Consider the following 12,474-nt stretch of genomic DNA (forward strand, 5'->3'; position numbering starts at 1 on the left):
AAGATAAATCCACAAACTAACAACTTTTTTTGAGCACAAAAGAACAAAACCGGGGCCTGTTTAGTGATGTAAATCTTTACATCATTTTTGGAGTCACACTCACGTCGGTTATGGGAGTGTCCAGTATAGCGCCGGCTTTCCCTACCATAGCCCGCTCACTGGATGTAACGTCTGCTGAAATCGGCCTTCTTATTACCTTTTTCACGCTTCCGGGTATAATTTTTACGCCCATTTTTGGGATTCTTGCAGACCGCTATAATCGTAAAGTCATTCTGATACCTTCTCTATTTCTGTTTGGTATTGCCGGCACAGCCTGTGCTTTTGCCACGTCCTTCGATCAGCTTCTTCTGTTCCGTGCATTTCAGGGAGTAGGAAGTGCCGCACTTGGGGTACTCAATTTAACCCTGATCGGTGATCTCTACTCCGGCAATCGGCGTGCTTCAGTAATGGGATACAACGGCAGCGTGCTGAGTATAGGTACAGCGATGTATCCTGCTATTGGTGGCGCTCTTGCAGTTCTGGGATGGCACTACCCCTTTTTCCTCACATTGCTTGCCATTCCTGTTGGGCTTTTCGCACTCTTCTTTCTGAACCAGGAATCTGAGAAAAACGGATTAGGGATCAACCTTTACCTTAAAGAGATTAAGTCGGCATTAATGTCTAAAATGGTCCTTGGACTCTTTATTGGGATGTTTCTCACATTCATCATCTTATATGGTGGGTATATAACATTCTTTACCATACTGCTGGATGAGAAGTTCGAAAAAAGCTCACTGGCCATTGGTATTATCCTATCGGGATCATCTTTGGTAACGGCCATTACATCAGCTCAGCTTGGTAAATTAACCAAGCGTTTCAGCGAAAAAAACCTGATTGCAGCGGCCGCGATTCTCTATACCATAATCTTTTTGATCATACCGATGATCGATAATATTTGGTATTTCATCCTTCCCATTTCCCTATTCGGAGTGGCTCAGGGAATGAATATTCCAAGCATTTTAAATCTACTTACCGGCTACGCACCTAAAGAATTTCGAGCAGCTTTTTTATCAGTAAACTGGATGGTGATGCGTGTTGGGCAGGCATTGGGCCCCTATGTTTTAGGGTTGGTTTACCTCCATATTAGTCTTGAAGGCACATTCTATGTTACTGCCATTGCAGGAGCCCTGTTTGTATTAAACAGCTTCACACTCATTCGCACCGGAAAAAGAACGGTAGATATTTCTGACCTTAAAGCCAGCTAAGCAGCTCGTCTCCCCTGCTTCCCGATTCTACGTACTGTTCAAAAATTTCACTCAGGTTTGAGTTCTTCTCCAGCTCTTTGCGGGTCGCTGAATCGAGGTAGGCCAGTATTTTACCTTTATGAAGAATTGCAATATCGTCGCAAAGATTCTCTACCACTTCCAGTATATGGCTGGTAATAAAGATCGTCGTTCCCTTCTGCTTCAGCTTCCGTATTACATTCTTCATCCTGCCAATGGATATCACGTCCACACTTTCAAACGGTTCATCCAGAAAAATGAGTTTAGGTTCTGTTAAAATCGCTGCACAAAACGCCAGTTTTTTACGGCTTCCTGAAGAGAGCTGTTTTGTCTTTACGTGCTTAAACTCGGTGATTTCAAAGTAGTCGAACAGTGAGTCAATCTTTTCGCTCAATCCATGAACAGGTATGCTGTACATCTCACATACGTACGTCACAAATTCGTGAGAGGTAAAGTTTTCAAAGAGAAGCGGAGGCTGAAGTACCGACGCAACATCCTTTTTAATTTCAATCTCGTTTGACGTATTGTAGCTCAAACCATTGATGACAATAGATCCCTGATTGTAATCCAGCAATCCTGTCAGAATTCCAATCAGTGTACTTTTACCCGCACCATTGGGCCCTATGAGTCCAAATATGGTTCCGGTGGGTACTTCAAGGTCCAGGTCTATTAAAACCGGTTCCTTATCGTATGACTTCGTTAATTTTTCAATTATTACAGCTCGTTCCATAAATGGGGAATCACTTTTTTATTGAAGGCGACGGATACGCTCTTCATTTTTTTAATATACGTAAACAAAAGAACTACGTTCCCGGCAGCAAGTGCTGCAATATGAATCAGTTGTATACTTTCATAAACGGGGAATGTAAAAGCTCCTAAAATAAGCACAATAAACATTCCGGTAAAATTCACCGATGCAGGCACAACCGGATTCGAAACCGACATCAGGCTTACATCTTCAATCTTTTTGTAGTTATTCAAAGAGCTGTTAAAAACATAGTGAGAAAATACCTGTGTAATTAGCGTTACCCCCAGAAAAACCTGAATCATAGTTGTGACTGACTGGTATAAAAACGGAATAAAAATGAGTACAGAAACTAATCCGATGAATGTAATTTTAAAAGACGCCAGAAAACGCTCTGTGATGATCTTATCCCTTTTAACCGGAGCCTGCAGGGTAAGCAACAATTCTCTGTTTTCAAATCCATACATATTGGCCATCATCACCATCAAAAAGATAACCGGAATCAGTGCCAGTAATACCGACGTCATAAATCCGCCGGATTCGTTACCCACCGATATAAATACGATATATGGAATAACAAAAAAGTAAGTGAGCAGTATTTGAGTTTTACTGAACGGATGTTTCCACACGGAGTAGAAAAACTTCCCTCCCTGATTTCCAAGCCACTTTATAAAAAAACGAATTCCGTTTGTCTGATCTTCAGATGAATCACTTGCAACCGGTGTAAGAAGGGCTTCACGCGTTTGCAGATACAGGTCTCTTTGGAGAACAAACCCGCAGATCATAAACGTAAAAAATACCACCAGGAATACAATCTCACCGGGAATCCACACCGCTGCTGAATAGAAAATCATTCCGGGCGAGTAGATCAGCCACTCATTGACTGTCGCAGCCCATACATCCGGCTGGGTAATATATCTGGTTAAATCCAGCTGAACCAAAAACAGAATCAATATCATTACTATAAGTCCCAAAAAGCCGTTTAACCATTTGGAGCTTTCTGATGTAAATCTTTTAAATCTCCACTTGATGGCGTTGATCAATCCGTAGTTGAGTACAATCAGAACAGAAACCATAACAGCCTGAAACACTGTTGATGCCATTAATCCCAGGTAGACAAACCAAAAAAGATTGAACATCAAATTTACAGGATGGAGAAATCCGGCAATATTCATGTAGTTAATCAATCGATTAATGGGCATACCCAAAGCCAGCAGTTTTCGATTATCATTGAGGCGTAATCTGCTGATTTTGGTATAAAATAACTGTGAAAACCACACAAGATTGATAAAAATCAGGTGCACCATAAACTGAACATCCTCCGTGAACCAAGGATACTCCTGCTGTACTACTGCATGGTCTGATACAAATATGAGCGTAAATGCCACACCGACAAACTGCCCAAAAATAAAGAGCAGAAAAAGGGAGTAAAACAGAATAGCCCCCACCTCAACTCCCCGAAGAGAGCGCCACCACAATTTGCTGTTCAGTTCAAAAAAAAGTTTTGTCATAAACTATCTTAAGTAGATATAAACGCTCTGCTAATAATCGCTCCAGAGCTGATGCAAAATTTTATTCTTAAACGCTTTAGATAATAGATCGAAATTTAGCCATAAATAGAACGCAATTGCCCCGATTAAGGCAAACATAACCCACAACCGATAGGGCTGCCACTCACCCAGGGGCACAAATACCGAATAGCCGAGAATGAATATCGCGGATGACATTGTAAAAGTCACTTTTTGCGGAATAACCGGGTGTTTAAAACTAAAGGAACTATAGCTCGCCTGCTGATACTGATAGAATGAGCTCCAGAGAAAGATGATCATAAAACAGAGAAAAAAGAATGTATTCGCAATATAGATAGAAAATACCGTCCCCAGCTGCGGCAGATAAGTCAGCTCAAATATAGTAATGGCATAAAAAATAAAGAGCGGCACGGTAATAATTCCAAGAAAACGTTCTTTGAGCTGCTTTTCAAAAGAGACCGGCATCTGAAGGTGCAACAGAAACTCTCTGTGTTCATATCCAAACATGTTGGCCATCACCATGCCGAGAAGTGCCACGGGAATGGCGGCAAGCATGGTTGTAATTAAAATCGTTGAGATTACTCCAAAATCGACCAGAAGAAGCAACGGAATATAGACGAGCGGAATCAAGGCGATCGCAAAAACCTGAAGCTTATTGTAGGGATGAGTCATCACATAGTAGTAATACTTTCCGGCGTTGTGTCCCAGCCATTTTTTCAGAAATCTCTGCAGTGACCCCGCCTCTTTCCGAAACTTGATAGCCGAGGGTTTCATCAGACCTTCTTTGGTTTTGTAGAAGTGGTCGCGAAAAATCAGGAACGTCAGAACAAACATAAATCCAAACAAAACCCCTGTTAAGAGCAGCTCATGCGAATATGATGCAGATTGAAGCAGCAAACCACCCGGCAGCCAATAGAAGAACTCTGTAAATCCAGTAAATTGTTCGGCGAATTGACCAATGAACGACTCAGGGCGCCGGGCAAAAATCGTGAGCAGTGATATAACGCCAAATACGACAAAAATAAAACTGAAAACGATGACTCTGAATCGTTTTTCAACCATTCGTAAAAAGCGATGCTTAATGGAGAAGATCATGCCATAGTTAAGCAGTACGGCCGTTACCAGAATGGGAATATTCCAGCCACTGTTGATTTGAAGCGACAGGAAAACAAGCCAGGTGATATTATAAATTATATTGACAGGATGGTAGAGAGCCATCAGGTTCAAATGCCAAGAGAGTTTACCGGCCGGGTAGCCCAGGGCAAGCAATTTCCTGTTCTCCTCCATATTCAACAGGCGTGTGCTTGTAAACGAAAAGTGCATAATCCAAAACACGTTTGCAAAAACGACTATAATAAGCTCATGGATTTCAGTGGTAAGCCAGGGAAGCTCAACCGCAATTTCGGATGTAGAGTCGAGAAAAACCACAACCAGAGCCGAACCCATCAAATTGACTAGCATCACGAATAAAAAGAGGCTGTACCCTATCAACAAAATTGTCTGAAACATTGTAAGCTTCGACAAAAAGAGTTTCCAGTTCAGGTATAGTAGTTTGTTGATCATAAATTCATTTAAAATGTAGCAAAACTGTATTTAAGGCAAAAAAGCCCCGAAGGTTATTCCGGGGCTTTTGTTAAAACGACTCATCCATCCTTTAAAACATAATTCCTACAGCAAGTGAAAATACAGCATTCCGGTCACTGTCTATATCGCTATCATCCCAAACTGATGTAAACCCGTAGCTGTAGCGAGCGGTTCCGTTCAGCTTTGTAACCCCCAAATTAAAATCGAGGCCTACCGCAGCTACACCTCCAAACTCAGTGCCTTTAATATCATCACTGATATCACCGGTGCCGGTAAATTCTCCAAACGAACCTTCTTGCTCGGCATTGATGTTAAACCCAAGATATGGCCCAATAGCAAAACTTGGTGTTATCGGTCCGGGAGGGCCTAACTGAAACTTTGCCATAACCGGTACTTCTATGTAGTCTAGCTTTACTTCAGAATCAAAATTATCACCGCTCAATTCTGCCCCTTTTTGGCTATAGTATATCCCACTCTCTACACCAAATGGGAGTACAGGTGCATTGATTTCCAATACAGCCCCTAAAAGTATTCCAGTTTTGGCATCGGGTTCTAAATCGGAACCATGCAGGTTGGATATATTTAAACCACCCTTCAGCCCAAAACTTACCGGACTCTGTGCATTTGCATATTGTACGAAAGCTGTAGTTATAAATAGAACAATCAGCAGACTTGTTAGCTTTTTCATATTGTTTACTCTGTCTTTTAAGGTGTTTTATATATTCAGGATCGTTTCCCTCATCATTTGTTACACCAATAAATCAAAATTGCCCATCAAATAAAATTGATATTTTTTTAAACGGACCATAAAGTGACCAGGCGCGTTAATGGTCTGTCATCTGATGAATCGCTTGACTATATCTGTAATAGATTGAAGGCACAACTTCTTTTTAAACTTCATCTTTGCCCAAAGAGATTACAAGGCTTAAAACCTGAATCGGTGCGATTGCCCGGTTTGAATATTTCATCACCATAAAACCAAGAGGCATCCTGAACTGAGTAAACGTGGCTCTGTTTTGTATCGACCGGATTTTAGCTGTTAAATCAGATGAACATCTCTCTCGGTAAAAAAGGTTTTAAGGTGTAATCATCCCGTCTTTGCGATATTGGAGAACACTTCTACAATACCTCCTTCAGGAATCGCCCGGTATGACTATCCTCTACTGCTGCAATATCTTCAGGAGTGCCGGTTGCCACAACCTGTCCGCCACTAAATCCACCTTCCGGACCGATATCAATAATCCAGTCGGCCGATTTGATTACATCCAGATTATGCTCAATAATGATGACTGAATGCCCTTGATTCACCAGATCGTTAAATGACTTCAGAAGTTTTGCAATATCCTCAAAATGGAGTCCTGTCGTCGGCTCGTCAAAGAAGTAGAGCGTATGTTCATTGTTGGTCTTGGATAGGAATTTTGCCAGCTTCACGCGTTGTGCCTCGCCCCCGGAGAGAGTTGTCGCACTCTGACCCAACTTCAAATATCCCAATCCAACATCATCCAGCGGCTGTAGTTTATTCACAATGGATGCCTCATCCACAAAGAAGTCGATGGCATCACTCACGCTCATCTCCAGTACATCGTGAATGTTTTTGCCGCGATATTTTACCTGGAGAATCTCTTTTCTGAATCTTGTTCCCCCGCACTCCTCACAAACCAGTTCAATATCGGCCATGAACTGCATCTCGATTTTTTGTACGCCTTCACCCTGGCAAGCCTCGCAGCGTCCGCCCGGCACATTGAATGAGAAGTGACCGGGTGAGTAACCCATAATTTTAGACTGGCGAGTATTTGAAAACAGATCCCGGATTCCATCAAATGATTTAGTGTATGTAGCCGGATTTGATCGCGTTGAACGCCCGATTGGACTTTGATCCACCATCTCCACAGATTCTACGTGCCGAAGGCCGCTCAGCTTTCGATGCCGGCCGATCTTCTCCTTCCATGTCCCCAATTCGTTTTGAATAGATGCATAGAGTGTGTCGTGAACCAATGTTGATTTACCGGAGCCTGAAACACCCGTTACAGTAACCAGTTTTCCGAGTGGAAATTCCACATCAATGCTCTTCAGGTTGTGTTCGGACGCACCCTCGACCAAAAGTGATTTTCCATTTCCTTTCCGGCGTTTTTCAGGAACCTGAATCTCCTTCTTACCGCTCAGATATTTTCCTGTCAGCGTATTCGATTCTAAAAGCTCATCATACGGACCGCTGTAGACCACTTCCCCACCGTAACTTCCCGCGAATGGACCAATATCAATAATATTATCTGCCGCCTTAATCATCTCCGGATCGTGCTCCACAACCAGAACAGTATTCCCGATATCCCGAAGTGATTTCAAAATATTGATCAGCCGGTCGTTGTCTCTGGGATGAAGTCCGATGGTTGGTTCATCCAGAACGTAAAGGCTTCCGATCAGTGAACTCCCTAATGAGTTTGCCAGGCTGATCCGCTGCGACTCTCCTCCGCTTAATGTATTTGTAAGCCGCTCCAGCGTGAGGTAATCCAATCCGACTTCATCCAGGTATTTCAGGCGCTTTCTGATCTCGTACAAAATCTGACCCGCCACCTCTTTTTCAAAATCGGAGAGCGTCAGGTCTTCAAAAAATTCCCTGGCGTGGCCGATCGTCATTTCCGAAACCTCCCCAATGTGCATACCGCCCACTTTTATGTAGAGCGCATCTTTACGCACACGATAGCCCTCGCAATCCGGACAGCGGCTATATCCGCGGTACCTGGAGTAGAGCACTCTCATGTGAACTTTGTAGAACTGACTCTTTACATCCTTAAAAAATCCATGGATTCCGGCATATCCGCCTTTCCCGTTCCACAAAATACGTTTCGTTTTCTTATCAAGATTTTTATACGGAACATCAATGGGCAGCTGCTCTTTCGCAGCCACTTTGATAAAATCCTTCAGATATTTGCTGAACTTTGGCGAATCGAACGGAGCAACGGCACCGCCTCGAATCGTCTTATCGTGGTCGGGAATGACCAGATCTTCATCAATTCCGGCCACACGGCCAAATCCCTCGCAGGTATCACAGGCGCCAAACGGATTGTTAAATGAGAACATCTGTGGGGTCGGCTCCAGAAACTCCATCCCGTCGCGTTCAAATCGCTCACTGAATGGGTACTCTTTTCCGTTACGTACTTTGATGGAGCATCGACCATTTCCCTCTCTGTAGGCCGTTTCAATCGAGTCGGCAAGGCGGCTGCGGCCATCGTCATCTTTTTTCAGTGACAGGCGATCAACCAGTACCCGATAATCCTTCGGTTTAATCTTTTTGGGATCCACATCATCACCGCTCAAGTCTACTATCTGCTCATCATCCACCTTCAACAGACGTATGAGCCCCTTCTCTTTCAACACGGTGAGCTGCTCCTCCATTTTCCGTCCCTCCCTCAAATCGATCGGGAAAAGCACATAAAATTTAGTCTTCTCATCCAGCTCATCAAACAGCTCCTTGATGATGGTTTCAGGCGTATCTTTTTGAACCTGTTTTCCCGATTTAGGTGAGATTGTCTTACCGATCCTCGCAAAGAGAAGCCTCATATAATCGTAGATCTCCGTGGAAGTACCCACCGTCGATCGAGGATTACTGCTGGTAGTTTTCTGCTGAATAGCCATCGCCGGAGAGATCCCCTGCATAAAATCGACGTCGGGTTTGTCCATCCGCTCCAGAAACTGACGGGCATAACTCGACAGACTCTCCACATAACGCCGCTGTCCTTCGGCATAAATGGTATCGAATGCGAGGCTCGATTTGCCCGATCCCGACACTCCTGTAACAACCGTGAGCCTGTTACGGGGTATTTCAACATCAATATTTTTGAGATTGTGAACCCTGGCTCCCTTTACAATGATGGGCCGTTCTGAAGTAGGGACTCCGTTTTTTGAACTTTCTTTCTTTTCGATAGCTGATTCGCTCATGAAGCGTTGATTAGATGATTCCGCAAACGTGTAAAAATACGAAACTATTTACCCGAATGGCAGAATGGATTTACATAATAGTCCACAACAATCAGATCAGCATGATGCGTTCGGTGGTTTACCGCAGTGACGCAGTGAGCGCGTAGGTGAATGGTATCATGAAAGTGCAGTTGCTACATATAGAGAATTTTTGAATTCATCAACCTGTCAGCACCTGCGGATCTGACAGCGTTAGAGGATTTCCCGGCGTATGAAAAATCAATGTTATTGCATTTTTTTATTCCGGAGGAATGCCCTGTTTGTAGAAATCGAAAGCCCCCCTACGCTCCGTAGGTGCGTCCTTTACCTCCTGAATTTTTACGAGAACAGGAGGCTCCGCCGGAGCCTTTCATTGGCGGACGGGATAAGATTCTATAAACAGGGGACTCCTAACGGTTTTTTTTGAATCCCAGATAGGCAGTCAATTGGAGTTGATAAAAAACATGTGGTTCAGAATCAACGGTTTAAGCGATCCATTGCACGTTTTTTTCTGCGTTCCTCGCGCCTCTGCGGTGAATCCTTCCCCTAAAACTAAAAAACCCTTCTCCAATATAATCGAAGAAGGGTTTCGTAGATATTCATGAGTAAAAATTACTCCGGTTTGTAAACCACATCACCATTGATAATCACACCCTGAACGTTAGTCAGGTACTCAAAGGGGTCTCCGTCAAACATAGCGACATCCGCATCTTTACCACGTTCAAGTGAACCGACCCGATCTGCAATACCCAGCATTTCGGCTGCACCGATTGTCAGTGCGTGTAGTGCATTTTGCATTCCCATACCGTTTGCAGCAGCTACGGCGGCTTCATAGCGAACTACACGGGTTTTTGGTACATATCCTTCATAACCGCTTTGAAAAGTAACTGGGATACCGGCTTCATGCAGTTTTGATGCCGTCTCAAAACTGACATTTTTCATAGCACCACCGGGGCGAGCCATCTTTGGATGGATGATAACTGATACACCTGACTCTTTAATTTCATCAATAAGCAGATACGCTTCAGAGGCACCTTCCAGTACCATTGGGAAGCCAAATTCCTGCTGAATACGAAGAGCCGTATTGATATCCTGAGCCGACTGCACATTAATCATTGCAGTAATTTCTCCATCGATAAGATCCGCCATCACTTCCGATTTTAGATCTGTACCGTTGGTCTCACCTTCAGCCCGTTTTGCAGCGTAATCCTTGGCACGAATCAGCTCCTGCCTCAGCATCGCTACCGCTTTGGATCGTGTTCCGGGTGAATTAAAAGCCGGGCTTACACCTGATCCCAATGTCATGGATAGCATAGTAGCATCTTTCAGAAGAGCCTCATCAACCGTATCGCCTATTGGTTTTACGATCATCATCTGACCGCTGATTACCGCACCGGGACCGTGTCCTGTCTGAATCGTAGTGATTCCCTGCTCCCGCAGAAAGCTGACCAGATATTCGCGCGCATTGTACGAATCAGATGCTCGCAGTTCAGGTTGTATAGCCGATGATGTCTCCAGCTGATCCTGATCGTGATCCTGGTTGTAGTAACCAGCCAGGCCAACCACAGAACGCGCATCTATAAGTCCGGGGGTTACCACTTTTGCCTCGTGTACTTCATATTCGGACGGAATATTGACTCGATTGGCTGAGCCAACACGTTCAATTTTGCCATCGTTAATCAACACTACACCGTTTGATATGGCGTTGCCGTTCATAGTGTAAACTGTTTCACCTTTTACGGCGATCTGTGCATCCGCGGTTTCAACAAACAGAGACACCGAAAATATCATCACTGCCAGAACAAGACCTGTAAATTTCACTTTATCTTTCATTGCTATCAATTTTTTATTCATCATAATTCGGCCCTATTAGTGGTGAGTGTGAAGTGTAGCTGACCGGAAAATATCGTAACCTCCGGTTGCATATTTACCCAATTCAGGATCTTCACGGTCCCACTCTTTTTCTCCATCAATCCAGGTCTGCTCTACATGTGTATAGACGCTGAAAGGATCTCCTGAGAGAATGATAAAATCTGCATCTTTACCGCTCTCCAGTGATCCGACACGATGTTCGAGATCCATCATTCTTGCGCCGGCAAGTGTTAATGACTCCAGAGCTTTTTCACGGCTCATCCCCTCCTTCACTGCAAGTGCAGTCATCCGGAGCAGAAAACGGGAATCTACAATCGGATCGTCGGTGTGAAAAGCCACGTCTGCACCGGCTCTTTCCAGTTCACGCCCGTTGATATCAAAAATCTCAATCGTCTCCATTTTACCGCCGGGGGAGTCCAAACCGATAATGGATGAACCGATCACACTTGAGGAGTTGGCAATTTCATCAGCCACTTTCCACGCTTCACTCACATGCTGCAGTACCAGCCGATAGCCAAACTCTTCAGACAACCGAATAGATGTCAGAATATCATCATGACGGTGGGTATGGTTGTGAACGATGCGTTTACCCTCCAGAACTTCCACCAGGGTTTCCATCTCCAGATCGCGCGCCGGCATTTTTTCAGGATCACCATCTGCTTCTTCAATTTTATTTTGATAATCCTGTGCTTTCAGAAACAGTGAGCGAACCATTGCCGCAGATTTGGCGCGGGTACCGGGCGTTCCTCCGGAGCGAAGCGGGTTGGTTCCGTTTGCCATTTTTAGTCCACCGTAAATACCCGTGTCTTCATCTACCACAACCAATATTTCTTCAATTGTGTCGGCCGGTTTTGGTTTTAAATAAACGGTCTGCCCACTCATTAGATGACCGGAACCCGGCATAATATTCACAGTAGTCAATCCGCCGGCAAGAGCTTTGTAGAAGGTTTTACTTCTTGGATCGATGGTGTCCATAATGCGAACATCGGGATGAAGTGTCGCGGAACGATCACCCCCGTCTCCTTCTCCGATGTGAGAATGGGTATCCACCAATCCCGGCATAATCACTTTTCCGGAGGCATCCACGCGTACAGCATTTCTCGGAATCGATACAGATCCCGCCTCACCTACAGCTTCAATTTTTCCATTTTGTACGACCAACACACCGTTGGCAATTACATCTCCCGTAATCGGGATGATCTCCGCACCCTCAAATACATACGGGCGATCTTGTGCTTGCAGGTTGATGGCCCACAGAAACAACATCACACTTACAGTAAGCAGTTTTCTCATAAATTTGACTCAGTTTGGTTTATGTTAACAAGATGAATTAACATAGTTAAACCGTGCCTGTTTGTAAAAAGAAATAAAGATTTGGCTTCAGGCTTCAATAGCGAGTTAGGAAGAATGACTGAAAGATTAAAGTGAGTGCTCCTGACCTCCCGAGCACTGGACACTAACACACCCCTCGCTAAATAAAGCAGGCTGCGCCTCTTTATTTACGCTTTTCCCCTCTCGAGAGGGGAGG

8 protein-coding genes are annotated in these 12,474 nt (G+C 44.2%); 1 reads left to right on the forward strand and 7 read right to left on the reverse strand.

The window, feature by feature from the left end; translation table 11 throughout:
• The first annotated feature begins 29 nt into the window (after window positions 1-29).
• Complete coding sequence (locus tag ACESM0_RS01960) at window positions 30-1,244, forward strand: MFS transporter (protein ID WP_372903114.1); 1,215 nt, start codon at window positions 30-32, stop codon at window positions 1,242-1,244.
• Here ACESM0_RS01960 and ACESM0_RS01965 read toward each other — a convergent pair.
• From ACESM0_RS01965 to ACESM0_RS01995, 7 genes are all read right to left on the reverse strand, one after another.
• Window positions 1,231-1,992: an ABC transporter ATP-binding protein gene (locus ACESM0_RS01965; RefSeq protein WP_372903115.1), complete on the reverse strand. Its 762-nt coding sequence runs from the start codon at window positions 1,990-1,992 to the stop codon at window positions 1,231-1,233. The genes ACESM0_RS01960 and ACESM0_RS01965 overlap by 14 nt on opposite strands.
• Window positions 1,977-3,518 carry a hypothetical protein gene (locus ACESM0_RS01970; protein ID WP_372903117.1) on the reverse strand — a complete coding sequence of 514 codons (1,542 nt, stop codon included), beginning with the start codon at window positions 3,516-3,518 and terminating at the stop codon, window positions 1,977-1,979. The genes ACESM0_RS01965 and ACESM0_RS01970 overlap by 16 nt, the downstream gene beginning before the upstream one ends.
• 30 nt (window positions 3,519-3,548) lie before the next feature.
• Complete coding sequence (locus ACESM0_RS01975; protein WP_372903119.1) at window positions 3,549-5,099, reverse strand: hypothetical protein; 1,551 nt, start codon at window positions 5,097-5,099, stop codon at window positions 3,549-3,551.
• A gap of 91 nt (window positions 5,100-5,190) precedes the next feature.
• Complete coding sequence (locus ACESM0_RS01980; protein WP_372903120.1) at window positions 5,191-5,808, reverse strand: porin family protein; 618 nt, start codon at window positions 5,806-5,808, stop codon at window positions 5,191-5,193.
• A gap of 431 nt (window positions 5,809-6,239) precedes the next feature.
• Window positions 6,240-9,056: an excinuclease ABC subunit UvrA gene (gene uvrA, locus ACESM0_RS01985; protein WP_372903122.1), complete on the reverse strand. Its 2,817-nt coding sequence runs from the start codon at window positions 9,054-9,056 to the stop codon at window positions 6,240-6,242.
• Window positions 9,057-9,686: 630 nt separating this feature from the next.
• On the reverse strand, window positions 9,687-10,931 hold the full coding sequence (locus ACESM0_RS01990) for an amidohydrolase family protein (RefSeq protein ID WP_372903124.1): 1,245 nt from the start codon (window positions 10,929-10,931) through the stop codon (window positions 9,687-9,689).
• Between the two features lie 12 nt (window positions 10,932-10,943).
• On the reverse strand, window positions 10,944-12,239 hold the full coding sequence (locus tag ACESM0_RS01995; RefSeq protein WP_372903126.1) for an amidohydrolase family protein: 1,296 nt from the start codon (window positions 12,237-12,239) through the stop codon (window positions 10,944-10,946).
• Between the last annotated feature and the right edge of the window lie 235 nt (window positions 12,240-12,474).

The organism is Rhodohalobacter sp., from assembly GCF_041686455.1.
Classification (GTDB): domain Bacteria; phylum Bacteroidota; class Rhodothermia; order Balneolales; family Balneolaceae; genus Rhodohalobacter.